Annotated in this window: 28 protein-coding genes and 1 pseudogene; 14 read left to right on the plus strand and 15 right to left on the minus strand. The window is 62.7% G+C overall.

Features of this window, described 5'->3' with window-relative positions; all coding sequences use genetic code 11:
• Positions 1 to 345: 345 nt before the first annotated feature.
• From GY791_16150 to GY791_16170, 5 genes are all read left to right on the plus strand, one after another.
• Positions 346 to 1,068, plus strand: coding sequence for a hypothetical protein (locus GY791_16150; GenBank protein MCP4329960.1), 723 nt, complete (start codon positions 346 to 348; stop codon positions 1,066 to 1,068).
• Positions 1,069 to 1,073: 5 nt separating this feature from the next.
• The gene (locus tag GY791_16155) at positions 1,074 to 1,559 is read left to right on the plus strand and encodes a hypothetical protein (protein MCP4329961.1); all 486 of its coding nucleotides are present in this window, start codon (positions 1,074 to 1,076) and stop codon (positions 1,557 to 1,559) included.
• 193 nt (positions 1,560 to 1,752) lie between these two features.
• Positions 1,753 to 2,784 carry a hypothetical protein gene (locus tag GY791_16160; protein ID MCP4329962.1) on the plus strand — a complete coding sequence of 344 codons (1,032 nt, stop codon included), beginning with the start codon at positions 1,753 to 1,755 and terminating at the stop codon, positions 2,782 to 2,784.
• 23 nt (positions 2,785 to 2,807) lie between these two features.
• Positions 2,808 to 3,014, plus strand: coding sequence for a hypothetical protein (locus tag GY791_16165; protein MCP4329963.1), 207 nt, complete (start codon positions 2,808 to 2,810; stop codon positions 3,012 to 3,014).
• 44 nt (positions 3,015 to 3,058) lie between these two features.
• Complete coding sequence (locus GY791_16170) at positions 3,059 to 3,928, plus strand: helix-turn-helix transcriptional regulator (protein MCP4329964.1); 870 nt, start codon at positions 3,059 to 3,061, stop codon at positions 3,926 to 3,928.
• 3 nt (positions 3,929 to 3,931) lie between these two features.
• Here the strand turns inward: GY791_16170 and GY791_16175 are convergent, their stop codons facing one another.
• The 7 genes from GY791_16175 to GY791_16205 form a co-directional block, all read right to left on the minus strand.
• Positions 3,932 to 4,759 (minus strand): solute-binding protein, encoded by an 828-nt coding sequence (locus tag GY791_16175; GenBank protein ID MCP4329965.1) that lies wholly within the window; start codon positions 4,757 to 4,759, stop codon positions 3,932 to 3,934.
• A 21-nt stretch (positions 4,760 to 4,780) separates the two neighbouring features.
• A complete protein-coding gene (locus GY791_16180; protein ID MCP4329966.1) occupies positions 4,781 to 4,936 on the minus strand; it encodes a hypothetical protein in 156 nt (51 codons plus the stop codon).
• A gap of 33 nt (positions 4,937 to 4,969) precedes the next feature.
• Positions 4,970 to 6,112, minus strand: coding sequence for a porin (locus tag GY791_16185; protein ID MCP4329967.1), 1,143 nt, complete (start codon positions 6,110 to 6,112; stop codon positions 4,970 to 4,972).
• A gap of 63 nt (positions 6,113 to 6,175) precedes the next feature.
• Positions 6,176 to 6,355 carry a hypothetical protein gene (locus GY791_16190; protein ID MCP4329968.1) on the minus strand — a complete coding sequence of 60 codons (180 nt, stop codon included), beginning with the start codon at positions 6,353 to 6,355 and terminating at the stop codon, positions 6,176 to 6,178.
• Between the two features lie 51 nt (positions 6,356 to 6,406).
• Positions 6,407 to 7,240, minus strand: coding sequence for an extracellular solute-binding protein (locus GY791_16195; protein MCP4329969.1), 834 nt, complete (start codon positions 7,238 to 7,240; stop codon positions 6,407 to 6,409).
• A 24-nt stretch (positions 7,241 to 7,264) separates the two neighbouring features.
• Positions 7,265 to 8,005, minus strand: a complete 741-nt coding sequence (locus tag GY791_16200) for an ATP-binding cassette domain-containing protein (protein ID MCP4329970.1) — start codon at positions 8,003 to 8,005, stop codon at positions 7,265 to 7,267.
• A gap of 3 nt (positions 8,006 to 8,008) precedes the next feature.
• Complete coding sequence (locus tag GY791_16205) at positions 8,009 to 8,713, minus strand: ABC transporter permease subunit (protein ID MCP4329971.1); 705 nt, start codon at positions 8,711 to 8,713, stop codon at positions 8,009 to 8,011.
• A 121-nt stretch (positions 8,714 to 8,834) separates the two neighbouring features.
• Here GY791_16205 and fdhD point away from each other — a divergent pair, with 121 nt between their 5' ends.
• From fdhD to GY791_16230, 5 genes are all read left to right on the plus strand, one after another.
• Complete coding sequence (gene fdhD, locus GY791_16210) at positions 8,835 to 9,716, plus strand: formate dehydrogenase accessory sulfurtransferase FdhD (GenBank protein MCP4329972.1); 882 nt, start codon at positions 8,835 to 8,837, stop codon at positions 9,714 to 9,716.
• Between the two features lie 140 nt (positions 9,717 to 9,856).
• Positions 9,857 to 10,525: a molybdenum cofactor guanylyltransferase MobA gene (gene mobA / locus GY791_16215; GenBank protein ID MCP4329973.1), complete on the plus strand. Its 669-nt coding sequence runs from the start codon at positions 9,857 to 9,859 to the stop codon at positions 10,523 to 10,525.
• A 58-nt stretch (positions 10,526 to 10,583) separates the two neighbouring features.
• Positions 10,584 to 10,898 (plus strand): hypothetical protein, encoded by a 315-nt coding sequence (locus tag GY791_16220; protein ID MCP4329974.1) that lies wholly within the window; start codon positions 10,584 to 10,586, stop codon positions 10,896 to 10,898.
• A 113-nt stretch (positions 10,899 to 11,011) separates the two neighbouring features.
• Positions 11,012 to 12,358: a YihY family inner membrane protein gene (locus GY791_16225; protein MCP4329975.1), complete on the plus strand. Its 1,347-nt coding sequence runs from the start codon at positions 11,012 to 11,014 to the stop codon at positions 12,356 to 12,358.
• A 68-nt stretch (positions 12,359 to 12,426) separates the two neighbouring features.
• Positions 12,427 to 12,792 carry a carboxymuconolactone decarboxylase family protein gene (locus tag GY791_16230; protein ID MCP4329976.1) on the plus strand — a complete coding sequence of 122 codons (366 nt, stop codon included), beginning with the start codon at positions 12,427 to 12,429 and terminating at the stop codon, positions 12,790 to 12,792.
• A 15-nt stretch (positions 12,793 to 12,807) separates the two neighbouring features.
• Here the strand turns inward: GY791_16230 and GY791_16235 are convergent, their stop codons facing one another.
• The 6 genes and pseudogenes from GY791_16235 to GY791_16260 all read right to left on the minus strand — a co-directional run bounded on the left by GY791_16235 (position 12,808) and on the right by GY791_16260 (position 19,834).
• Positions 12,808 to 13,182 (minus strand): TauD/TfdA family dioxygenase, encoded by a 375-nt coding sequence (locus tag GY791_16235; GenBank protein ID MCP4329977.1) that lies wholly within the window; start codon positions 13,180 to 13,182, stop codon positions 12,808 to 12,810.
• Positions 13,139 to 13,900: pseudogene (locus tag GY791_16240) on the minus strand (TauD/TfdA family dioxygenase). The gene GY791_16235 and the pseudogene GY791_16240 overlap by 44 nt, the downstream one beginning before the upstream one ends.
• The gene (locus tag GY791_16245) at positions 13,756 to 14,958 is read right to left on the minus strand and encodes a glycosyltransferase family 4 protein (GenBank protein ID MCP4329978.1); all 1,203 of its coding nucleotides are present in this window, start codon (positions 14,956 to 14,958) and stop codon (positions 13,756 to 13,758) included. Before GY791_16245 ends, GY791_16240 begins: the two are co-directional and overlap by 145 nt.
• Before the next feature lie 142 nt (positions 14,959 to 15,100).
• Positions 15,101 to 17,869 carry a formate dehydrogenase subunit alpha gene (gene fdhF / locus GY791_16250; GenBank protein MCP4329979.1) on the minus strand — a complete coding sequence of 923 codons (2,769 nt, stop codon included), beginning with the start codon at positions 17,867 to 17,869 and terminating at the stop codon, positions 15,101 to 15,103.
• Positions 17,866 to 19,572 carry an NADH-quinone oxidoreductase subunit F gene (locus tag GY791_16255; protein MCP4329980.1) on the minus strand — a complete coding sequence of 569 codons (1,707 nt, stop codon included), beginning with the start codon at positions 19,570 to 19,572 and terminating at the stop codon, positions 17,866 to 17,868. Before GY791_16255 ends, fdhF begins: the two co-directional genes overlap by 4 nt.
• A 67-nt stretch (positions 19,573 to 19,639) precedes the next feature.
• Complete coding sequence (locus GY791_16260; GenBank protein MCP4329981.1) at positions 19,640 to 19,834, minus strand: DUF3553 domain-containing protein; 195 nt, start codon at positions 19,832 to 19,834, stop codon at positions 19,640 to 19,642.
• A 124-nt stretch (positions 19,835 to 19,958) separates the two neighbouring features.
• On the opposite strand from GY791_16260, the gene GY791_16265 reads away from it, so the two are divergent.
• Positions 19,959 to 20,609 (plus strand): histidine phosphotransferase, encoded by a 651-nt coding sequence (locus GY791_16265; GenBank protein MCP4329982.1) that lies wholly within the window; start codon positions 19,959 to 19,961, stop codon positions 20,607 to 20,609.
• Between the two features lie 54 nt (positions 20,610 to 20,663).
• On the opposite strand, the gene GY791_16270 is transcribed toward GY791_16265, so the two are convergent.
• Positions 20,664 to 21,377, minus strand: coding sequence for a response regulator transcription factor (locus tag GY791_16270; GenBank protein ID MCP4329983.1), 714 nt, complete (start codon positions 21,375 to 21,377; stop codon positions 20,664 to 20,666).
• Positions 21,378 to 21,614: 237 nt separating this feature from the next.
• Entirely contained in the window at positions 21,615 to 21,923 is a 309-nt protein-coding gene (locus GY791_16275) for a DUF1153 domain-containing protein (protein ID MCP4329984.1), read from the minus strand.
• 167 nt (positions 21,924 to 22,090) lie between these two features.
• Here GY791_16275 and GY791_16280 point away from each other — a divergent pair, with 167 nt between their 5' ends.
• The 3 genes from GY791_16280 (at position 22,091) to GY791_16290 (ending at position 25,390) form a co-directional block, all read left to right on the plus strand.
• Positions 22,091 to 22,636 (plus strand): DUF924 domain-containing protein, encoded by a 546-nt coding sequence (locus GY791_16280; GenBank protein ID MCP4329985.1) that lies wholly within the window; start codon positions 22,091 to 22,093, stop codon positions 22,634 to 22,636.
• 148 nt (positions 22,637 to 22,784) lie between these two features.
• Positions 22,785 to 23,204 carry an RNA polymerase-binding protein DksA gene (gene dksA, locus GY791_16285; GenBank protein MCP4329986.1) on the plus strand — a complete coding sequence of 140 codons (420 nt, stop codon included), beginning with the start codon at positions 22,785 to 22,787 and terminating at the stop codon, positions 23,202 to 23,204.
• Positions 23,205 to 23,374: 170 nt separating this feature from the next.
• Positions 23,375 to 25,390 (plus strand): response regulator, encoded by a 2,016-nt coding sequence (locus tag GY791_16290; protein MCP4329987.1) that lies wholly within the window; start codon positions 23,375 to 23,377, stop codon positions 25,388 to 25,390.
• Positions 25,391 to 25,431 lie beyond the last annotated feature (41 nt).

Raw genomic sequence — 25,431 nt, forward strand, 5'->3', positions numbered from 1 at the left:
CGGCCTTATCATGGGCAACAAGGTACAATCCCGCGCCACGCGCCGGAGTTAGGGAGTGACAACAACATGAACGCCTTTATCGCCAGTATCTGCGCCGCGTTGCTTATCGCGTTCGGCGCCTATTTGACCCTCAACGATCTTCCGTCCAGTTCGGAGGATGTATATTCGGGCGGCAACGTGCGGCTCGACAACTAGCCGCTGCGCCCGTCTTGTTGCGCATCCGTCGCATGTTTCCGCGGGTCCGCGATGGCGCTGACCGGTCGCAAGGCGACACTTCGTTTCTTCCGATCGAGTATTCCAATTGTGCTTCTCCGCTGAGCCGCTGCCGCGCAACCGATGTCGCCGATGATCGATTCCCTGACATTGCCGCCGCTCTATCGGTTGGTTCGAATCGCTAGCGACGATTCGGCGATGCAATGCGCCATTGCCCTTGCCAAGGATGGCGCCGATCCGGCGACCCTGGCTTGGTCCGATCGCGCGGATTGCCTCGATTGCGCGATCGTCCTCACGCCAACGGAGCCGTGGGCCAGGGCCGCGCCGGTCATGTTCTCCGGTGCGCTTGGCATGGGCGATGCGCTAGCCTCGATTTTACCTCCCGGAGTAGAGGTCGGCTTCGGTTGGCCGGGCGACATTCATGTCAACGAGCGCCGCGCCGCTTCGATCGAACTGCGAGCGCCCGAGAACATAACAGCGGAGGACATTCCCGAATGGTTGGTACTCGGTGCTGGACTATCGATTACCGGGCAGCCCCAATCGTCGAAACGGGATTCGATACCGCAGACGACACTCTCATATGAGAACTGCGTCGACGTGACCGCCGCGGCCGCGCTGGAATCTTTCAGCCGGCATTTCCTGGCCTGGGTCAATCGCTGGCAGGATGATGGTTTTGCGCCGCTCCGGGCGGCATGGTTGGCGCGTATCAAGGGAGGCGGCAAATCAATTTCGGTCGCGCTCGCCGGCCAGACGGTCATGGGAGAGTTTCTCGACGTTACCGCCGACGGCGACCTGCGAATGGCGACGGAAAGCGGACTGCGGGACATTCTTCTGACCGATGCGATTGGACGGTAGCGAAGATGCGGTTCCCGCGAACCGTGCAGCTCGATATATCGGATAGCCATGTCTATGACGCCGCGGCGGCGCCTGACGAGTGGGCTGTCTCGGGGTCGTTCGTTTTTGCCGGCGCTGATCCGGAATCCCTGATCGGCAAGCGGCGCCAAGCTTTTGCGCGGGCGTTTCTCGGCACGTCGAGTTTCGGCTGGTCGACTTTTGTCCGTGTCGCCGAAATCCAAGACGAAGAGTATCAAGGCGTGCTGCACGCACTGGCAATCTACGCGGTTGAGCGATTCGGTGCGCCCGATATCGAAACGGCACTGCCGGCTGCTCGCGAAGAGGCGGAATTTGCCGCCGGTCTCTGCGACCACAAGGTCAACACGCTGCTTTGCGTCGAGCGCGACTTCGAAGATGGCGATATTATCGAGCGCTTTCGTACCGTCGAACCGCCGCGAGAAGCCGCGCACGCCCGTATCTGGACGATCGTCGAGGACGATGGCAGTGTGTGATCGATCGAAGCGTTTCAATTACGGGCCTCCCCGCATATCACAGGATTTGATGGAATTGTCGGCACACATCATCGCCACCGGGGCCCGGCGCCCCGCATCGTCGAGCTTCTTCAGCCCTCGCTCGTCATGGTCGGAGGAGCGCCCACCACTATTGGGGGGGTCGTGTCCCTTCGATCCGAAGGCGGCTTAGAAGATGGCGGATTTTTGGCGCTCGTCCGGATATCACTTGCTGAACAAGGACAAGACCGGCCGCTTGGCGGTCACCCCGGAGTTCTTGCGTGCCTATATCGGCAGGCCGGAATTGGCGCCGGTAGAGGAATCCTGCCCAGCCGAGCTTCGACTCCATGAAGATCTGATGGCCGATCCGACGATGGCCGTGGAAGCACGTCGCATCGAAGAGTTTGCCGATCCCGACGCCCGCGACAATTATCATGCGGTGTTGCGTTTTCGCGACGTATTGTTGCGCGAGGGTACGCTGGAATCCGGCTACATAGCCCTGTTCCGCAATGGGGTGTCCGGTTTCCCGCCGCTGTTCTTGGATCAGCTGGTCCATGCGATCATGCGGGGCGTTCTCGACCGTTGTCCGGACCCGCTCCGGGTCCGCGCCGGCGAGCTGTTGTTCCGCAGCCAGAAGGTCACGATCAAAGAGGACACGATCATGGTCGCCGATGAGGAAATCGTCGACATGCGTGCCACGCGCGATGCCCGAGATGGGATTGTGCATTTCGACCATATCGGCCAATTGTTGACAGACTCCCAGCCCAGCGGCCGTGTCATCGAGCTCGATGTTCTCGACGAGGAGACCGGGGCCGTCTATTGGCGGCGCAGCGACAGCTTCGACACCGTGCTCGATATCGGTTTTACCAAGCCGGGTCTCGACGCGTTCTGCCGGGCCCTCGAAGCCTGGGTGCGACACCTGCTGGCGATAGAGGTGACGATCTATCCGGTGCAGTCGATCAGCGATGAACGATGGGTGTGGCACGTTGGCTTGGACTCCGAGGCCACCGCGATGCTCAACGATCTGTACAACGGTGTGCCGCTTAACGACGACCGCCGCTACCGCTTGTTGTGCCTGTTTCGGGCTGAGTTCCCCGACCCCGACGCCATGCTGCCGAACGTCAAGGGTCGCCCCGTCTACATGGCGATGGCGATGACCACCGACGGCGTCCTCCGCATCAAGCCGCAAAACCTGATCTTCAACCTGCCTCTGGCCACCGCGGCCTGAGTCATTCGATATAGGAGAGAAATATGGACCAAGACACGCTCAACATGAGCATCCGGAAATTCCTCAAAAAAGTCGGTGTGACCTCGCAGCGTGAGATCGAGGGCGCAATCCGGGACGCTCTCGAGTCAGGCAAGCTGTCAGGCAGTGAATCCCTGCCGGTGAACGTGCAGCTGACGATCGGTGACGTCGGCCTCGACGTCGCCATCGGCGGAGAGATTGCACTCGAATAGAAGGCCGGCACCGTGTGCATCCGGGGGCCCGCATGCCTGAAATGATGACGACCAAGGAGGTCGCCGAATACCTCCGCATCAAGGAGCGAAAGGTCTATGACCTGGTCCGCGGGCGCCGGATACCTTGCACGCGCGTAACCGGAAAATGGTTGTTTCCCAAGGCCTTAATCGATCTCTGGGTGCTCGAGGGGAGCGACGGTCCGGTAGCCGGAGAGCCCCCGGTCCCGCGGGTCGTTGCCGGCAGCCATGACCCCTTGTTGGAGTGGGCGTTGCGTGAATCTTCGTCGACCCTCGCCATTCTGCCGGGCGGCAGCCTCGACGGCCTCGGACGGCTTGCACGCCGCGAGGCCATGGTCGCCGCGCTTCACGTGCTCGACGCAGAAAGCGGCGACTACAACGTGCCGATGGTTCGCGCGGCGCTCGACCGCCAGCCGATCGTGGTCATCGAATGGGCAGGGCGGCAACAAGGTCTCATCGTAGCGCGCGGCAAAGCGAAAGGCGCGGCGGACCTGTCGGCCGCAACGCAGACAGGGATGCGTGTCATTCCACGTCAAAAGGGCGCCGGCAGCCAGATCCTGCTGGAGCATCTGTTGGTTCGCGAGGGTATCGATCCGGCGCGGCTGGATTGGACCGACACGCCGGCGCGTACGGAGACCGATGTCGGCCTGGCGATCCAGGAAGGCCTTGCCGATGTCGGGCTGGGTCTTGCCGCGGTCGCGGCGCAATACCAGCTCGACTTTGTACCACTGCACCGAGAACGCCTGGACTTGGTGATGACGCGCCACGACTATTTCGAACCCGAAATCCAGGCGCTTTTCGATTTCGCGCATTCGAAAGCCTTCCGCACGCGCGCGTCAAGTCTCAAGGGTTATGGCGTGGGCGGTCTCGGTCGCGTGCACTACAACGGGCCTTAAGGGTTATTCCTCCCAATTCGATGCCGCCGGCCGGAAGGCAGGCGCGTCATCGATGCGATAGGCGGCGATCGCCTTCTGGCCCGGTTCCGATAGAAGCCAGTCGGCGAGGCGACGCGCACCCGCCGCATTGATGCCGTCATGGCGGTCGGGGTCGACGAGAACCAACCCGTAGACGTTCTTAAGCAACGGATCGCCGGCAAACAGGATGCGCAGCTGGTCCTTGTTGCGGAACGCCAGCCACGTGCCGCGATCGGTCAGGGCGTAAGCCAGCCGCGCCGATGCGATGTTGAGGGTCGCCCCTTGGCCGCTACCGCTTTCGAGGTACCAGGCGTCGCTGCGGCCCTGGGGATCTCGGCCCGCGATCGCCCATAGCTCGCGCTCGCGCCGGTGGGTTCCGCTATTGTCGCCGCGAGAAATAAACATCGTACCGCTATCGGCGATCCGCTGCAGCGCCGTAGCGGCATCGGTGGCGGTTTTGACCGCGACCGGGTCGTCCCCCGGCCCGACAATGACGAAATCGTTGTACATCACATCGGCGCGGGCGCTTCCGCCGCCGTCGGCAACGAGATTTCTCTCCGCTTCCGTGTCATGGACCAGGATCAGGTCGACGTCGCCGCGGCGGGCGAGCGCAATCGCCTCGCCGGTGCCGCGCACGATCACCCTGACGGTCTCGCCGGAATCCCGAGCATAGGCTTCGAGCAGATTATCGAGCAGGCCGGATTCCTCGACCGTCGTCGTCGTCGCCAGGCGTACCGGGTCTTGTCCTGAAGCCTGTTCCGGCCCCCAGGCGATCGCCGCCGCCAGCAGGAGAATTCCGGCCAGTCTGTTCATCGGTTCCGCGGTCGCAGCCGATCAATCATAGGGGATGGTGAAACTCACGACGCCGTCCTCGCCCGTGAACAGGCCAGGACCCGGCTTCATGCCATCCGGCTGCTCGTATTCGAAATCCTCACTGCCGGCGCAAGCCGCCAGCGACACCAGCAATACCGCCACGATCAAATATCGCATGCCAAGCGTCTCCTATATCTCCGTGCCGGTGACCTAGAACTTCTGCCGCACACCGACCATGCCGGTCCAGATATCCTGAAAGTCGTCGCCGGGGTTCTCCACCTCGAACACGCGACCGCCCGCATAAAGCTCGGTGTTGCTGGCATCGATGTTCTGAACCAACTGGAAGCCATAGGCGTCGGACGTGCTCCCGTCCTGCTCGTAATCCTCGCCGATGAAGGCATCCGCCGACAGCGCGGTCTTGCCGAAATCGAAGAGGTTACCTTGCCAGCCGCCCTTGAGGTAATAGAAATGCGGCTCGGTATCGCCGTCTGTGTCGAGAACTTGGCCGTGCGCGCCGGAGATGTTGAGGCCGGTGGGCACGTGCAGGATCGAAGCCGAACCGCCAAAGCCTTCCTTGCCACTGCCCGCCGAGTCCGTCCCATCGTACCAGCCCGCCGCCGCTGCCACTTTGAGGCCGCCGAGAGCCGGATATTTCTGCGTGTGCTGAACGCGCACGTCGTAGAACCCACCGTCGCTATAGCTCGTCGCCAGGGAAAACCCGGCAAACGTCGGAGTGTCGTAGCGGACGCGTTGCTTGCGACTCAGCCCATCGAGGTTGTTGAAGAAGTCGGCAACGTCGAGCAAACCGGCGTTGAGCATGCCGTTCGCGTCGCGGAAGATCAGCCCGCCGCCGACGGTCTGGACGTCCGATTTGGCGATGACTTTTGTGCCCGAGAGATCCTGCTCGGTGATACCGTTCGTTGCCGTATCACCCTGGCCGATCCAGAATTTTCCCCAGCTCTTGTTCTTGAGCCAGGCCTCACCCTTGCGAAGGTTGAAATCGAACGCCCGCGTCGATGCGTCGGTCTGGTTTACCTCGTTGCTGGCGTTTTGTTCGAGTTCGAGTTCTACGGTGGCGCCGGCGCTCCAGACATCGTCGATCGGCGCCTTGACGATGAAGCGGAACCGCGATGATGACGTGTCGTTGTCGACGATCCAGACCTTGCGGTCATTGTCCGGCGTCGTTCCGATTGGGGTTCCCAGCGCCGGACCACTGCCGGTATCGGCGAACATGACGCCCATATTGACCTGGCCCGACAGTTCGAAGGTCATGCCCTTCTTGCCGCTGTTTACCAGCGAGCCCTGGTCGGGAATCCGGTCGGCATCGACCGCCCCGTCCGTGAGCTGGCCCACCTTCTGGCCGATCTCCTCGGTCTGGCCTTGCTGAACCTGCAGGTTTTGAGTGTTGTTGCGGACCTACGATTCGAGCTCGTTGAGCCGCGGCAGGACGCTCTGAATGGCGTCCCACTGCTCCTTGGTCATGGTCACGGTGACCGTCTCGCCGGCGCCCGCGGTCCCGGCGACCGCCATCATCATTACGGCCCCGGCGACGATTCCAGAGGCCTTGGCTGGTCTTGTTCCCGCTCTCACACCCATGGCCGTCCTCCGTATCGGATACGCGTTGGTGTCGATGGTTTCCCCCATGGCTCAATCCGTGATCATGGCATTGGGGAAGAAAAGCGGCTTGCTGCCGATTCCGAAGCGACCGATCGCTTTCTGCCCCGCCGCCGAGGTGATCCAATCGACGAAGGCTTGGCCGTCTTCGGCTTTGACGTGCGGGTGCCTGACCGGATTGACGAGGATCACGCCGTACTGGTTGAACAGGCGCCGGTCGCCCTCGACCACGAGCTCCAGTTCGCCCGGGTTCTTGAAGCTGAGCCAGGTGGCGCGGTCGGTCAGCGTATAGGCGTTCATGCTCGACGCGGTGTTGAGCGTCGGCCCCATGCCCGACCCGGTCTCGCGGTACCAGGTACCGGAGGCGTCGGCCGGGTCGATTCCGGCTGCTTTCCACAGCCGCAATTCCGCTTTGTTGGTGCCGCTGTCGTCGCCGCGCGAGGCGAAGGGTGCGCCACTCGCTTCGATCCTGCGCAATGCCCTCACTGCATCGTCGCCGCCCTTAATGCCGGCAGGGTCGTTCGCCGGTCCGACGATCACGAAGTCGTTGTACATCACGTCGCGCCGCTCGACGCCGAAGCCTTCGGCGACAAACGTTTCCTCCGAGGGCTTGTCATGGATCAGCAGCACATCGGCATCGCCCGCCTTGGCCAGACGGATCGCTTGCCCGGTGCCGACGGCGACGACGTCGACCCGGATCCCGGATTCGGCTTCGAAGATCGGCAACAAATAGGCGAACAGGCCGGAGTTGTCCGTCGACGTGGTCGACGCCAACGTGATCGATTTCTCTGCGCCGAACGCGGTGCCACTGGTGGCGACCAATAGGGCGGTGGCCATTTGGAGCATCAGACGGCGAAAGACGGACATGATCGACTTCCTTTCGATTGGGGTTCAGGCCAGCAACTCGCCCCGCATGAAGGCTCCCGCTTCAGCCGTCGCGGGTTCGTCAAAAAAGGCCGCGGACGGCGAGCGCTCGAGGACGCGGCCCTGATGTAGAAACAAGACCTCGTCGGAGAGACGGCGCGCCTGGCCGAGGTCGTGAGTGGTCATGATGATCTTGCTGCCGGTCTCGTGAATGGCGTCGATGATGCGTTCGACTTGCCGGCTCGCCTGCGGATCGAGGTTCGCAGTCGGTTCGTCGAGGAAGACGACCTGTGGGTGCAGCGCCCAAACCCGGGCCAGCGCGAGCCGCTGCTGCTCGCCGCCGGACATGACGCGGGCATGCTGGTCGGCCAAGCGCGACAGGCCGGTATGGGCGAGGGCATCGAGCACGCGTTCGCGGCGCCTCTCGCGCGGCACGCCGCGCAGGCTGAGGGCATAGTCGACGTTGGCGTAGGCGGACCGCCGCAACATGACCGGACGTTGAAAGACCATCGCCTGTTCGTGCGCCGTGTTGGGGCGTCCGATCGCGCCTTCCCAGCGGACCGCACCGGAGGTCGGCTTGAGCAGACCGTGGCAAATCCGAAGCAGCACGCTTTTGCCTGCCCCGTTGGGACCGAGGATGACGGTGCGTTCGTCGGCACCGAACCGCGCGGTGAGCTCGTGAAGGATCGCTTTGCCGCCGGCATCGAAGGTCAGACGTTCCAGCGACAGCGGCAGGATCGTATGATTCGTGACCGGCCCGGCATCCATGGCTTATCCGGTCCGCCGCTCGGCGAGGTCGCGGACCAGGTAGGCCGCGGCATTCACCGCCAACGCCAAGCACATCAGGATGATGCCAAGGCCGAGTGCCAGTTCCAAATTGCCCTTACGGGTCTCGAGCGCGATCGACGTGGTCATGACCCGGGTCAGATGGGCGATGTTGCCGCCGACGATGATGACCGCGCCGACCTCCGCGCTGGCGCGTCCGAATCCGGCGAGGATCACGGTCACGAGCGTGAATCGGCCGTCCCAAAGGAGGGTCCACAGCGCCCGGCTAGTCCGCGCCCCGAGAGAACGCAACTGCTCCTCGTATTCGAGCCACATGTCCTCGAGGACCTGCCGCGTGAGCGCGGCGATAATCGGGGCGATCAGTATGGTCTGGGCGATGACCATAGCGGTCGGCGTAAACAACAGGTCGAGGAAGCCGAGTGGCCCCGAGCGCGACAGGAAGAGATAGACGACCAAGCCAACGACGACCGGCGGCAGGCCCATCAAGGCGTTGAGAAGCACGATCACGACCTTGCGGGCGGGAAAACGGTAGAGGGCGACCGCGGCACCGATCGGCAGGCCGATGACCGACGCGACCGCCACCGCGCCGAGGCTGACGCGCAGCGACAGACCGACGATTTCGGCTAGATCGGCGTCCCAGGCGACGATCAGCGATACGGCGCTGCCGAATGCGGCAAATATCTCGGACATAGGGATTTTGACTGCATAATTACGTGATAATATGCAAATTCTGTTGAATTTTACAATCCTTGTGTGACGGATGCAGGCGCCGCCGCTTGCCCTTTCGGTGCCCGCTGGTCATATTCCGGCTATGGATGAATTCACCATTCGACCGGACCCCAAGGACCCGCGACTGACCCAGCGCGTGGCCGGTGTGGACCACGAGGGCACGGCGATCGAAACCTCGGTCATCATCGAGCGGCCGCTGACCCTGTTTCTCAACGGGCAGGAAATCGTCACCATGATGACGATCGGTGACTATCCCGAATTCCTCGCCGTCGGCTACCTGGTCAATCAAAACATGTTGCGCGCCGATGACGTCGTAACCGGAGTCGACTACGACGACGAGCTCGAGGTCGTCGTGGTGCGGACCGAGCGCGAAACCGACTACGAGGAAAAGCTGAAAAAGAAAACCCGAACCTCGGGCTGCGCCCAGGGCACGGTATTCGGCGATTTGATGGAGAAGTTCGAGGACGTCGCGCTGCCCACGGACGTCGTTCTACACACCTCCTGGCTCTATGCCCTGACCAAGAAGATCAACACCGCGCCCAGCCTGTATCTCGAAGCGGGGGCGATTCACGGCTGCGTGTTGTGCGAGCAGGACCGTCCGTTGGTCTATATGGAAGACGTCGGCCGTCACAACGCGGTCGACAAGATCGCCGGCTACATGTTCCTCAATGACGTCAGCCCCGACGACAAGATCTTTTACACCACGGGCCGGCTCACCAGCGAGATGGTGATCAAGACCGTCCAGATGGGAATCCCGATCCTGATCTCGCGCTCGGGCTTTACGGCTTGGGGTGTCGACCTTGCCAAGCAGGCCCATCTCACACTGATCGGGCGTGCCCGCGGCAAGCGCTTCGTCGCGCTCGCCGGCGAGGACCGTATCGTCCACGATGCCGACATCAACCAGGTCGGAGAAGAATCCAGCCGTCACCAACGCAAGGGCGGACTCGCCGAAGATGCCGCCTAGGGCAAATCGAAATCCGCCTCAACCTGCTTTCACTCCGCTGTGGTCAAGACTTCGCAATGCGCCGGATCGGTGCCGTGCCCGCTTGTCCCGCAGCCGGGCGGGAGAGCGCCGGGCCGGCTTGGACGTCGTGATCGGATAGCATGCCGGCAACCGGGAATTTTCGCTCGCCGATCGTTGGTGTCTTGCTTGCCGGCGGCCGGTCGCGCCGCATGGGTGGCGGTGACAAATGTCTGCGTCCTCTCGGCGGCCGTCCGATCCTGGCCCACATCGGCGATCGGGTGTCGCCGCAGGTCGACCGCCTGATCCTCAACGCCAACGGTGATCCCGCCCGGTTTGTCGATTTCGGCTGGCCGGTTGTGGCCGACGTCGTGGCGGACTTTGCCGGACCGCTCGCCGGCGTGCTGACCGGGATGACCTGGGCCGCCGAACACATGCCCGACGCCTCTCTGGTCGCCACGTTTCCGACCGATGCGCCGTTCATGCCGGTGGACTTGGTCGCCCGCCTGCGGGCTGCGGTCGAAGGCGAGGGCGGCGACATGGCTTGTGCCGCATCGGCCGAGCGCAGCCATCCGGTCGTTGGCTTGTGGCCGGTGGCGCTCCGCGACAACCTCCACCGCGCCATGGTCGACGAGCAGATCCGTAAGGTCGACGTCTGGACCGCCCGCCATCGCCACCTCACGGTCGCTTTCGACTGCGCGCCGGTCGATCCGTTCTTCAATACCAATCGGCCCGAGGATCTCGATGCGGCAGAAGATATTTTGCGGCAAATGGACCGCGGCCAGGATGGCTTTCAGGATGGCGCCGAATAGTCGTTGCTCCAGCCTTGGACCGGCACCGGAAGGCAGGGTGAGGGCTCGGTGCCGGCGCGTGGCCGGTGCCGCGACGGCGGTGTCGCTGCTTGTCCTGACCGGACCAGCCGTCGGCCAGATGCAGTGCCGCGGCGGCACCATCGATTTCTTTCCCGACGGGGCGATCCGGAGCTGTGAGATCGAAGCCGTCCATGAGGTCCACGTCGAAACCGGTTGGATCAAATGCGCACACAGCCAGACCATGATCCGGCATGCCAACGGCAAGCTGCAAAGCTGTACCCTTTTCGAGGCCGCGCATTTCGACGGTGTTATTTGCCCGGCGGACGCCCGTATCACCTTCGACGAAGACGGGAATCTCAGGCACTGCGATTAGGGCGCACATCCCACTTGGCGCGGCTGGGCCATTCCGGGTTATCGAGATTTACGTGTCGATTCAGAGCGTTTGGTGCGAAGATTGCCGTTCAGGATTGAATCCAGACCGGAACCATGAGCCACAATCCGACCCTGCCACCGGCGCTCCAGCGCCTCGTCGACGACTATCTGTGGGACGTCGACATCGCCGCCATGCCATGGTGGAAGTATTGGTCGGTCAAGGTCGTGCGCATCCTCTACGCCATCGTCCGCGACATCCTCGAGGGCCAGCTGTCCCTGCGTGCCATGGGTCTCGTCTATACGACGTTGCTGTCCATGGTGCCGCTCCTGGCAATCAGTTTCTCGGTCCTCAAGGCGTTCGGGGTGCACAACCAGATCGAGCCGATGCTGATGAACCTGCTCGCTCCGCTCGGCGAGAAGGGGACGGAGATCGCGCAACAGATCGTCGAATTCGTCGACAACGTGCAGGTCGGCGTGCTCGGCTTCGTCGGGTTGGTGTTCCTGTTCTATACGGTCGTATCGCTGATGCGGAAGATCGAGCGTGCCTTCAATTACGTCTGGCACATCGGCATCGAACGCTCCTTGGCCCAGCGCTTCCGCGATTATATCAGCGTCCTGATGATCGGACCGGTGCTGGTGTTTTCCTCGATCGGCATCACCGCTTCGGTGGTGTCGGCGCCGGTGGTCGAAAAGTACGTGCCGCACGAGGTGTCGGAGGGTTTGATCGCGGTGAGCGGTCTCGTCGTGCCCTATTTGATGATCATGGCGGCCTTCACATTCATCTACTTCTACATGCCGAATACCAAGGTCCGGCTGCGCTCGGCGTTCCTGGGCGGGGTCATCGCCGGCGTCCTGTGGAACACGGTCGGGTGGGGCTTCACATCTTTTGTCGTCGGCACGGCGAAATACGCCGCCATCTATTCGACCTTCGCGACCCTGGTCCTGTTCATGATCTGGATCTATCTCGGCTGGCTGATCCTTCTGATCGGCGCCTGTATCGCCTTTTACGACCAGTATCCGGAATACCTGCGCACCAGCGGCGACGGCGGTATCAGCAGCCGCATCAAGGAAAAACTCGCTCTGCTGACCGCGTTTTTTGTTACCGAAAATTACTACAGCGGCGAGCCGGGGTGGAGCATCGACGGGTTGGCGCGGCGTATCGGCGTGCCGTCGAGCGTCCTCGAGCCGATTGCCGCACGCCTGGTGGCTTGCCATTTGCTGGCGCGGACCGATGACAGCCCGCCGCTCTTCATGCCGGCCCATCCGCCGGAAAAGACCACGGTCGCGGAGATCATTGAGGCGGTGAGATCGGCTGATGAATCCGAACTGACGCCGGAGCGCCTGCCCGCGGCGGCGCCGGTCGAACGCGCGCTCGCCGGATTCGACAAGGCGCTGACCGAGGAACTTCAATCGGTGACCTTGAAGAGCCTGGTCGTGGATACCACGTCCGCCGCCCAATAATTCGGGCCGGCCATTCTTGTTGGCGACCCTGTCGACAGCGAACGGATATCGAAACGGGAGAGACAATTATGGCAGACACCGATCGTCACGCCCGCGGCCTCGCGGTGATGGAAAAGCTGTTCGGCAGCGCGCCGGTACCGAATGAGGCCAACGCCGAAATGCTCGGCGTTACCATCGAGCACCTGTTCGGCGATATTTGGACCCGGCCCGGCCTCGACCATCGCGACCGCGAGCTGATCACCGTTTCGGTCATCGCTGCCCTTGGCTTCGAACGCCAGCTGCGCGTCCACGTCAGAGGCGCACTCAATGCCGGCGTCACCCGCGACGAGATCAAGGAGTTGATGCTCCACGTCGCCCACTACGCGGGCTGGCCGTCCGGCTTCAATGGGATTTCCGTTGCCCGTGAAGTGTTCGAAGAAATCGACGCCGCGTGATCGATCCTCCTATCGTCATCCCTCGCGGCCGCCGACTATGATTTGGCGCAACAGGCGCCGGGTTCGCGGATAGTCGTCGAAGTCGTAAGGGTAGGGGGTGTGCATACAGGTCCGATTATCGAACACGATCAGGTCGCCCGGCGCCCATCGATGTTTGTAGACGAGCTCGGGCATCGTGGCTTCCGCGACCGCCTGCATCACGAGTTCCATTCCTTGGGCGAAGTCCATGCCGGGAATCGACTTGATCATGGCATGCGAGACATAGAGATGCCGCGCGCCGGTCGCCGGATGAACCTGAACGGCGTCGTCGGATTGTATCCCGGTTTTGCGCCCGCAGCGCGGCCCCTTGGGCCGGCACCGTGCTGTCCCGATAGCCGGCGACGCGGTCATTGAAGGTATTGAAACTATGGATCAATTTGAGGTCGTCCATGCGGCGCTTCAGGGACTCTGACAATGCCTGATAGCCTGAAACGGACGATGCGAATCCGGTTTCGCCCCCACCGTCGGGCATGTCGCTTTCGAGGCAATAGAGCAAGCTGTAACCCGGCGGCCGCGATGAGCCCGGGCTGTCGGTGTGCCATTCGACGCCGCCGCGGTTGAGATAGGTTGCGACCGCACCGTCTTCGATGACATTGCCCACAGCGATAATCTCGGGGAACCCAGGCAGGCTGTATTGCGGCCGATAGGGCGGCAGCGGCACGCCGAGCGCGTCCCCCAACCTCATCAGCGCCGGGGGCGGCATGTCCTGTTTCCGCAACAGAACACAGGCGTGGTGATGGGCAGCGTCGCGTACGGTTTCGACGGCCTGTTTCGAAAACCCTTCACCGAGATCGAGATCCCGGATTTCGACCCCGACGGCGTCATGCAGGGGCCTTCGTTCCACCTCTATCTTCACCGCCCGCGGTCTCCGGAAATACTTGCTGAAAGGATCCTCCACATGGCCCGGGTCGAGATGTCCTCGAACTACGAAACCCGAGCCGCGGATCGGCAATCGGCCTTCCCGGCGGCAACGAGCTCCTCGAACGTCGCGAGATAACGATCGATCATGTCTTCTACTCGATGGTGTTCGACGACATGCGCGCGGGCGGCGGCGCCAATGCGGCCGCACATTTCCGGGTCACGGGCGGCGGAGACCAGTACGGCGGCGAGTGTCGCGGCGTCGCCACGGGGAAAAAGCAGGCCGCTGACACCCTCTTGGACGACCTCACGGGAGGCGAGAATATCGCTCGCCACGAGCACTTTCGCGGAGGCCATCGTTTCCAGATAGACACGGCTTAGCGACTCGATTTCCGACGGCATCGCCACCGTATCGGAGATCCCGATGTAGTCGGGAACTTCAGCGTAAGGAATCATACCGGTGAAACGGAAATGCTCCGAAATACCGGCGTTATCGACGGCGCTCTTGACTCCGGCCAGCGACGGACCGCCGCCGACGATGAGAAAGAGCAGGCGAGGTTCTTGCTCGACGGCGATCTTGGCGGCCGCGACGAGGTCCTCGACCCGTTTTACCGCTTTCATGTTCGAAACATGGGAGACGACGAAGCGACCGGGTGGGATCGCCAATCTTTCCAACACCGCCTTGTCCCCTCGGCCAGGGCGAAACCGGTCGACGTCGATGCCGTTCCAGATCGTGCGAACGCCCCTGAAACCGGCTTGGCGGAGACGCGCCGCGGAATGGTGGGACGGAACTATGGCGACGTCCATGGCGCGGAAATCTTCCAAATACTCCTCGGTCAGGGACGGCGGATAGTGGCCGGCGAGCATCCTATAGATGGACCCATGATGGATGATCAAAGTAGGGATGGCGTGGCGGCGCGCGAAGGCGGGCACGTCAAGCGCGAAGGAGCTGCGGCCGACGAAGATTGCATCCGGCCGATCGTTGGCGACCAACCGCTTCAGGCGGGCTAGGACGTGGCGGCGCTGGTTGCGATAATTGTCATTTCTGGGCACCAGGGCATCCGCTTCGAAGGCGTCGGTTGGGAAAGTGACGAATCGGACCCCCGGTGCGGCGCTTTGATAGGCGGCAGGCGGGTCGCCGACGGGGAGCGGGACGATTGCCGTTACTGACCAACCGCGCGTCACCATGCCCTTGAGAATTTCGTGGTTGCACAGCCCGCCGCCACCGATTTGAAGCGGCGGCAGATAACCGAGGAAGGCAATGTTCATAGAGCGTCCAATCCGCCGACCGCCAAACTTCCGTAACAGCGCCGAATTATGGCGATGATATCTGCCGAAATCCATAAGAGCACTGGACCGATTCGGCGTGCGCTCGGCCTGGGCAGCGACGGCGTTGCCGTGACGGCCCCGCCTATTCGGCCGCGCCGCGGTCTTCGAGCTTATCGACGCGGGCGGCGCAGAACTTGAACTCGGGGATCTTGCCGAACGGGTCGAGCTGAGGGTTGGTCAGCATATTGGCCGGTGCCTCGGCGTAGCAGAAGGGGATGAATACCATCCCCGGCGGCACCGCCATTTCGGCCCTGGCGCCGAGCACGATGTCGCCGCGCCGGGTCGCCACGCGGACGCGCTCACCCGGCCGGATACCCATCCGTTCGAGGTCGGTCGGCGAGAAGCTCGCTATCGCCTCTGGCTCCAACGTGTCGAGCACCTCGGAGCGCCGCGTCATGGCGCCGGTATGCCAATGCTCGAGGCGGCGGCCGGTGGTCAAGATCATCGGGAAGTCATGGTCCGGCAATTCGTTCGGTGACGTCACCGCGGCCGGGGTGAATTTGCCGCGTCCGGACGCGGTCGGATAGGCGTCGCCGAAGACAATGTCCTGGCCCGGTTGATCCGGCGCCGCACAGGGATAGGTCACGGACGATTCGCGGTCGACCCGGTCCCACGAGATGTTGTCGAGCGATGGCATCACGGTAGCCATCTCCGCGAAGGCATCACGGGGGTGGCTGTAATTCCAGTCGAGGCCGATGCGGCGCGCGATCTCCTGGATGATCCACCAATCCTGGCGCGCATCACCGGGCAGATTCAGGGCGCTGCGGCCCATCTGCACTTGGCGGTTGGTATTGGTGACGGTACCGTCTTTTTCAGGCCATGCGGAGGCCGGCAGGACGACGTCGGCATACATCGCGGTCTCGGTCAGGAACAGATCCTGGACGACGAGATGATCGAGCATCGCCATCGCCTCGCGGGCGTGGTTGAGGTCGGGGTCCGACATCGCCGGGTTTTCGCCCATGATGTACATGCCCTTTATCTGTCCGGCATGGGCCGCGTTTATGATTTCGACCGCGGTCAGGCCGCGCTTGGGGTCGAGTTCGGCTTCCCAGGCCTGCTCGAAGCGTTTGCGGGCAGCCTCGTGCTCAACGCTCTGATAGTCGGGATAGACCATCGGGATCAAACCGGCGTCGGAAGCGCCTTGGACGTTGTTCTGGCCACGCAGCGGATGAAGCCCGGTCCCGGGCCGTCCGACATGGCCGCAGAGCAGCGCCAAGGCGATCAGGCTGCGCGCGTTGTCGGTGCCGTGGGTGGACTGCGAGATACCCATGCCCCAGAATATGATCGCGCGCTCGGCGCGGGCATAGACGCGGGCGACGGTGCGCAGCGTATCGGCATCGATGCCGCAAATCTCCGCCATCGTTTCCGGCGTGAACGCGCCGATATGCGCCTTGAGCCCCTCGAACCCCTCGGTCATTGCCTCGACGTATTGCTGGTCGTAGAGTTCCTCCTCGATGATCACGTTGATCATCGCATTGAGAAGGGCGACGTCGTTGCCCGCGTTGAATTGAAGCATGTGGGTGGCATGGCGTTTCAGAGCCTGACCGCGCGGGTCTATGACGATCAGCGTCTTGCCCTTCCTGGCCTCGTTCTTGAAGAAAGTCGCCGCCACCGGGTGGTTGTTGGTCGGGTTGGCGCCGATGACGATGATGACGTCCGCGTCTTCGGCCGCCATGAACGGCGCGGTAACCGCGCCCGAGCCGATATTCTCCATCAGCGCCGCCACCGATGACGCGTGGCACAGCCGGGTGCAGTGATCGACATTGTTGCTGCCGAAGCCGGTACGGACCAGCTTCTGGAATAGGTAGGCCTCTTCGTTGGAGCATTTGGCCGAGCCGAAGCCGGCGAGTGCCTTGGGCCCGTCGCGGTCGCGAATCTTGACCAGGCCGGCGGCCGCAATGTCCAATGCTTCGTCCCACGATGCCTCGCGGAAATGGGTCCACGGGTTGGCCGGATCGATATAGATGTCGGCCGATTTGGGCGCGTCCTCGCGGCGCACCATCGGCACCTTCAAACGATCGGCATGGCCGACATAGTCGAAACCGAAGCGCCCCTTGACGCAGAGCCTGTTGTGATTGGACGGGCCGTCCCGGCCCTGTACGGCGACGATATCATCGCCGTCGATCTGATAGGTAATCTGGCAACCGACGCCACAATAGGGGCAGACGCTCTCGACCTCGCGAAGTTCGCGATCGATATAGACACCCTTCTCATCGAGCAGCTTGGATTCCATCAGTGCGCCAGTCGGGCAGGCTTGGACGCATTCGCCGCAGGCGACGCAGGTGCTGTCACCCATCGGGTCGTTGAAGTCGAACACGATCTTGCTGTGGGCGCCGCGGCCGGCCATGCCGATGACGTCGTTGACCTGGACCTCGCGGCAGGCCCGGACACACAAATTGCAATGAATGCAGGCATCGAGGTTGACCGCCATCGCGGGGTGGCTGACGTCCGGCGCCGGCGAATCGTCGCGCGGGAAACGGCTCGTCGCGACGCCCATGGAGTCCGCCCAGTGCCAGAACTTGGAATCCGGATCGTGGGCGGTGGCACGCTCGGGCTGATCCGCGATCAGCAATTCCATCACCATATCACGCGATTTCTTGGCCCGGTCGGAGACCGAACTGACCTGCATCCCCGGCGTCGGCTTGCGGATGCACGACGCCGCCAGCACGCGCTCGCCGTCGATTTCGACCATGCAGGCGCGACAGTTGCCGTCGGGCCGGTAGCCCGGTTCCGGTGCATAGCAGAGATGGGGAATCTCGGTACCGAGCCGGTTGGCCACCTGCCAGATGGTTTCGCCGGCCTGAGCCTCGACCTCCGCCCCGTTCAGCGTGAAGGCGATCGGCTCGCTCATTTCAGATCCTCGGGAAAATGCTTCAATACGCACATTAGCGGATTGGACGCGGCCTGTCCGAGACCGCAGATCGACGCGTCGGCCATGGCGCCGCTGAGTTCCTCCAGCAACGGCGCATCCCAGGTCTGCTGCGACATCAATCGTACCGCCTTTTCGGTGCCGACGCGGCACGGCGTGCACTGGCCGCAGCTCTCGTCCTCGAAGAACCGCATCAGGTTGAGCGCCGCGGCCTTCGCGCTATCTTGATCGGAGAGCACGATCACCGCCGCCGAGCCGATGAGGCAGCCGTGCGGCTCGAGGGTGCCGAAATCGAGCGGGATGTCATCCATCGACGCCGGCAGAATGCCACCCGAGGCGCCGCCGGGAAGATAGCCCATGAAGGTGTGGCCATCGGCTATCCCGCCGCAGAACTCGTCGATCAGCTCGCGGACTGTGACACCCGCCGGGGCGAGCTTGACCCCCGGCTCCTTGACCCGGCCGGAGACTGAGAAGCTGCGCAGGCCCTGGCGGCCGTTGCGGCCCTCTCCGGTGAGCCAGTCGGCGCCTTTCTCGACGATATCGCGGACCCAGAACAGAGTCTCGACGTTGTGAATGAGGGTCGGTTGCCCAAACAGGCCGACCTGGGACGGGTAGGGCGGCTTGTGGCGCGGCAGCCCTCTTTTGCCCTCGATGCTCTCGAGCATCGCCGATTCCTCGCCGCAAATATAGGCGCCGGCGCCGCGGCGGAGGTGGAGCTTGGTATGGGGTGACAGGCCGGCCGCCTCGACGCGCTCGATTTCCTCCAGCAACACTTCGCGCACGCCGGGGTATTCGTCGCGCAGGTAGACATAAACGTCCGCGGCTTCCACTGCCCAGGCGCCGATCAGGGTCCCCTCCAGAAACCGGTGGGGATCGGTCTCCATGTAGTAGCGGTCCTTGAATGTGCCGGGCTCACCCTCGTCGGCATTGACCGCCATCAACCGCGGCGCCGGCTCTTTGCGCACGAGTTCCCATTTCATGCCGGCCGGAAATCCGGCCCCGCCGAGCCCGCGCAGGCCCGAATCCTTCAAGATTTCGATCAACGCCGTGGCTTCGCGGGCACCATCGAGGCAGTCGTGGAGCAAGCTATAACCACCATCCGCACGATAGTCGTCGAACGACTCGTGGGGCGGGATCTCGGGATGGGTGTCGCCGTCCTCGACCGCCGCCACGATGCTGTCGAGGTTGGCTTGGTCGACATGGCGGTGGCCGATTTCGGCCGTCGGCGCCTTTTCGCAACGACCCATACACGGCGCCCTTACCACGCGCACCGGCCGGTCCGCGAACCGCGCGGCAAGCAACCCGATCAACTCCTGGGCGCCCATCATCTCGCAGGTCAGGCTGTCGCAGACCCTGATCGTCAATTCCGCCACCGGACCGTCGTCGAGCACGACGTCGAAGTGGGCGTAGAATGTTGCGACTTCAAAGACCTCGGTCAGCGGCACGTTCATTTCGTGGGCCAAAGCGACCAGGTGGGGAGCCGAAAGACGGCGGTGGCGGTCCTGGATCAGGTGCAAATGCTCGATCAAGAGATCGCGCCGCCGCGAGCGGTCGCCGAGCAGATCTTGGACCTCGGCAAGGGCCGCCAAATCGAGTTGCCGGCCCTTGGTATAGGGCAGCGCGTGACGCCGTCCGGCGCCCGGGTGAGGGCGTGTCGTCCCGATCGAATCTGCATCCGATACCATCCTGTCGCTCCCCCAATTTTTGGCGAATTTAGAGAGGTTCGCGGCTCATTGATAGTGCTTTGGGCAACTAATTTTCATCTTCGTCAACATTGGCCGGATCGACCACGATCAAGCTGATATGGGCGATATTGATCACCACCTTGCCGGCGTTTTCGAAGTTGACGGTGACCCGGTCGCCGATCGCCGATTGGACCTGGCCCAGGCCCCATTCGGTCTCGGTGGGATGGCGCACGTAGGCTCCGGGTGTCAATTCGGTATACAAAATCGCTGCCGCCGCCCCGTATTCATTCAACGTTATCGATTGGTGGTAAAGATAATCGGTTCGTGCAACAAGGAAAGAACAGGTCGCCAAGGCGGCAGATATTATCGAATATCGGACAAATGCCATGACCCCTCCGACCATCGACATTCGTATCGTCCAACTGCTTTTCTCTCGCGTGTGTCACGACCTCGCCGGTCCGATCGGCGCGGTCAACAATGGAATGGAATTGGTCTCCGAAATGCCCAGCGGCGACGATGCGGAAGCCCTCACGTTGATCGGCCAAAGCGCCCGTCAGGCCGCCGCGGAGTTGGAGTTCGCCCGTCTCGCCTTCGGTTTTGGCGGCGGCTCGGCGGGCACCTATCTCGCCGATGCGGAGCGGCTGTGCAAGGCGTTGTTCACCACCGAACGGGTTCGCGTCGCCTGGCAGGCAAACTTGGGCGACAGCGATTTGCCGAAAGATGTGGCGAAACTATTGGTCAATTTGGCGTTGGCCGGTCAGCAGGCGCTGCGCGGCCGGGGATCGCTTTCGATCAGCGTCGGCGAAGGCGACACCGGCATCGACATCTCGATTAGGGCGGAGGGCCCCGGCGCGGTGCTGCGGCCGGAATATCGGGAGACCTTGAGCGGATTTGCCAACCTACCCAACATGACGCCGGCGGCGGCGCAGGGCTATTATGCTTTCGGTCTGGCCCAGTTCGCTGGCGGTGCGATTACGATCGATGAATCGGAACCGGATCGCGTAGTGCTGCTGACGACCGCCCACATACGGCATTAACGGCAAAAAGAAGGGCGCCAAAGGCGCCCCATTAGATCACGTGTAACTCGCTCGTCAGGCTGCTGAAATCGCCGGTTGCTCGGCCGGTGCACCGCGCGGGTCCCGCAACACGTAGCCGCGGCCCCAAACGGTTTCGATATAGTTATCGCTGCCGGTCGCCATGGTCAGCTTCTTGCGCAGCTTGCAGACGAAGACATCGATAATCTTGAGCTCCGGCTCGTCGCGGCCGTTGTAGAGATGGTTGAGGAACATCTCCTTGGTCAGCGTCGTACCCTTTCGGAGCGACAGCAATTCGAGGATGCCGTATTCCTTGCCCGTGAGGTGGAGCGGTTCCTCGTCGACTTCCGCCGTCCGCGTATCCAGGTTGACGGTCAATCGGCCGGTCTGGATCACCGATTGGGCATGGCCCTTGGAGCGCCGCACGATTGCCTGCAGCCGCGCGATGAGCTCACGCTTGTCGAATGGCTTGGTCAAGTAATCGTCGGCGCCGACGCCGAGACCCTTGATCTTGCTGTCCGGTTCGCTGAGGCCGGAGAGGATCAAGGTCGGTGTATTGACCCGCGCCGCCCGCAAGCGTCGCAAAACCTCGTACCCGTCCATGTCCGGCAGAACCAGATCAAGAATGATGATGTCGTAATCGTAGAGTTTACCAATCTCAAGCCCGTCCTCGCCCAGATCTGTCGTATCACAGACGTAACCCTCGGACTTGAGCATCAATTCGATCGTATTGGCCGTAGCCTGATCGTCTTCGACTAAGAGCACACGCATACCTTTTACCCCGCGACTTGTCACCCGCCGTTAACCATATATCTTAGCAAATTACCCATAAAGCTGTTAACAAATTCTTACTATTCCTGAATAAAAAATTTCGCACTCGCAATAGGTTATCAGCCGCCCTTTGAGCTATATAACAAATAGTAGCCGATCCGGCACCCCAATCGTGGCCGGTATCGTCTCCGAATGCCCCAATACGGCCGATCGCCGCGCGCCTCGAACCGGTCCGATCTAGGACGGAACCTCGATCGGACGGCGTAGCGGCCGATCCTGATATTTCTGCAATCGCGTGACACGCAGCCCTTTCTGTCCGTGCCGGCGCACCATCTCGTTCCACGATTCGAACTCTTCCATGGTCAGGTTGTAGCGCTCGCAGGCTTCCTCCGATGTCAGCACTCCCTTGTCGACGGCGGCCACGACTTCAGCCTTGCGGCGCGGCACCCACCGTCGGGTATTCGGGGAAGGTAAATCGGCGAGAGCCGATCGCGAGGCCATTATCTTGACCACCTTTCCTTTGCTCGATTTTGAGCCCTTGGACATGCGCAAACCTCCAACGCCGGATCGGCGACATTCAGTCTCTGTTCCACGGTCAAGCCCTTGTAACCGTGGATTTTTAAGAAAGGCCTAATATCGGTTTCGGTCGGCATTGGCTGCGTGCGTTCCTGTGTAATCTGCCTATAGTTAACCTGTGGTTTGGGGAGCGCGCTATGACGGCTATCACATCAATCCTCGATTTCTGGATCGACGACGTCGGGCCTCGGGGCTGGTACGAAAAGAACCCCGACGTCGACCGCGAGATCGGCCGCCGCTTCGGATCGGTCTATTGGCAGGCCGCGGCCGGCATTTTCGACGGCTGGCGGCGCGACGCCAGGTCTTGCCTGGCCCTGGTCATCGTGCTCGACCAATTCCCGCGCAACATGTTCCGCGGTTCCTGTCGGTCCTACGCCACCGATGCCAAGGCACGCAGCCTGACCCGCCACGCCCTGTCCCAGAATTACGATGCGGCGGTGCCGGAGATCTTGCGGCCGTTCTTTTATATGCCCCTTCAGCACAGCGAAGTTCTTGCCGATCAGGAATTGTGCGTTGCCATCGCCGAGCGCCGCAAACCGGGCTCCGACTTTCACGACTACGCCGTGCAGCACCTCGAAGTCGTGCGGCGTTATGGCCGCTTTCCGCACCGAAACGAGGTGCTCGGCCGCCGCTCGACCGTTGAGGAGGAGGCCTTTCTCGGCAAGCCCGGATCATCGTTCTAAGCGGTCCGGTCGCGCTGGTTCGCCGTTAGCGGGCCTCAATTCGGCCGGCCGAAATATTTTTGCCGGCGGTGCTTTCGCGGACTTGCCGCCGTCATACGTTGTCCGTATATTGCGCGCCGTCCGACCACCACCGATGTGCTAAAGGGCGATGTCATCACCTTTTTTGTCTCCGGACTACAAGCCGAAACGCCGAGAGAAGTTCATGAACTCGATGATGCGGGAGTACTTCCGACGGAAGCTCCTGCGTTGGCGAGAGGAACTGTTGCAGGAGTCGAACGAGACTTTGCAGCACCTTCAGGATGGCGGCTTGCAGGAGCCTGACCTTGCCGACCGTGCGTCGGCGGAGACCGATACGTCGTTGGAGCTCCGCACCCGCGACCGCATGCGCAAGTTGATCGCCAAGATCGACGCCGCTTTGCAGAGGATAGAAGACGGCTCCTACGGCTACTGCCAGGAGACCGACGAGCCGATCGCGATTTCGCGCCTCGAGGCGCGACCGATCGCGACGCTCAGCCTGGAAGCGCAGGAACGCCACGAACGGCTCGAAAAGACCCAGCGCGAAACGTGACCGGTGCGCGGCCCGGTACGGGCCGTCGCGCTTAACCTTTCATTAACCATCTTTCACCCATCATCGGTCCATGCGGATGCACCGACGGGCAGATATTGCCTTCACCGACTTATGCTACACTGCGCGTCGCTCAGTCAGCGCGGCACGCCATGACCCGAAGTGGATGGAAAATGGACGGTAGTCTGGAACCGGGCACAGGCCCAAGCGGCCTGCTGCGGCGCTGGCTCAAAACCGATCCCGGCAATGGCGCTGTCGACGGTGTGGCGCAAGCCGGCGGCGGCGAACCGAGCCTCGCCGATGGTGCGCCGGTCGGCTTGTTCCTGCTCGACGCCGACGGTCATATCTTGGATCTCAATACGACTCTTGCCGATTGGCTGGGCTACACATCGCAAGAGCTGACAAGCGGTACTATTGCGCTGGCCGATTTTCTCGTCGTCGACGGTGAGGGCGGGGTCGCCTTTCAGCCCTTGGCGGCGAACCAAAACGCCCTCGAAGTCGACTTCACCCTGGTCGCCGGACGTAACACCGCGCAACGCCGCGTACGGGTCCTGCAGCACCGCGCGGTCGACGATCCGACGCGGATACATGGGTCCGTGGTGGCGCTTATCGATCGTGCCGACCCGGCGGACGGGTATCGCCGCCTCGAAGAGCGCTTCCGCCGGTTCTTCGATTGCGCCCCGGTGGGCATTGCGTGGGTCGATCTCGATGGAGAAATCGGCGAGTGCAACATCGCCTTCCGCGAGCTCGTCCACGCCGACGCGGCACCGGGAGCGCCTTTCGCCCTGGGCTCGATCGTCGCCGGCAAGGACCAGGCGACGGCGATGGTGCAACTCGCCCGGCTGCGCGACAAGGAGCTGCAGCGGGTTTCCGTCGAGGTGCACCTCTCGTCCGCCGCGGAGGCGGTCGTCGACCTGCATCTCAATCGCATCGACGACGATACCGGCAAGCCTCTGGGCGCCGTCGTCCATGCCGTCGATGCGACCGAGCGCAAGAATCTGGAAATGCAGTTTTCCCAATCGCAAAAGATGCAGGCCGTGGGCCAGCTCGCCGGCGGCATCGCCCACGATTTCAACAATTTGTTGACGGCGATGATCGGGTTCTGCGACCTGCTCCTGCTGCGCTACCGGCCGGGTGAGGAATCCTTCGCCGACATCATGCAGGTCAAGCAGAACGCCAACCGGGCGGCCAACCTGGTCCGTCAGTTGCTGGCCTTCTCGCGCCAGCAGACGTTGGCCCCCAAGGTGCTCAACATCACCGACGTGATCGCCGAGCTGTCCTATCTGTTGCGCCGCCTGATCGGCGAAAACATCGTCCTCGAGATCAATCACGGCCGCGACGTCGGACCGGTGCGTGTCGATCACGGCCAGCTCGAGCAGGTCATCATCAACCTCGCGGTCAATGCCCGCGACGCGATGTCGGACGGCGGCACGCTGACGATCCGCACCAGCGGCATCGTCGTCGACGATCCCTTGCGCCGCGGCGCCGAGGTCATGCCGCCCGGCGACTACGCGCTGATCGAGATCACCGACACCGGCTCAGGCATCGCCGAGGAGAACCTGGAGCGCATTTTCGAGCCGTTCTTTTCGACCAAGGAGGTCGGCGCCGGCACCGGCCTCGGGCTGTCGACGGTCTACGGCATCGTCCGCCAAACCGGCGGCTTCGTCTTCGTCGACAACATGCCCGACGGCGGCGCGCGGTTCAGCGTCTTCCTGCCGTTCCACGAGGCCTTGCAGGACGCGCCGCGGGCGCTCAAGATCGAGACCGACGACGCCGTCGCCCGCGACCTCACCGGCCACGGCACCGTGCTGCTGGTCGAGGACGAGGATGCGGTGCGGCTGTTCGGCGCCCGCGCGCTGCGCAACAAGGGCTATACCGTGCTCGAGGCGTCGGGCGGCCATAACGCGCTCAGCGTACTGCGCGATGCCGGCCGCGACGTCGACGTGTTGGTCACCGATATCGTCATGCCGGAGATGGACGGTCCGAGCCTGATCCAGGCGGTGCGCGAACAACGCCCCGACATCAAGGTAATCTGTATTTCGGGTTACGCCGAGGACGCCGTGCGGCGGCGGCTCGATGCCACCGAAGACATCCATTTTCTGCCCAAGCCGTTCAACCTTGCCCAACTGGCGGCGATGGTCAAAGAGGTCATCCGCGACGACGACAGTCCCAGGTCGGTGGCGCTCTGAACGACGGTTCCGCGCGGCCGCCGAATGCGGCCGGTTGGGCG

The organism is Alphaproteobacteria bacterium (assembly GCA_024244705.1).
In the GTDB taxonomy this organism is placed as follows: Bacteria; Pseudomonadota; Alphaproteobacteria; order JAAEOK01; family JAAEOK01; genus JAAEOK01.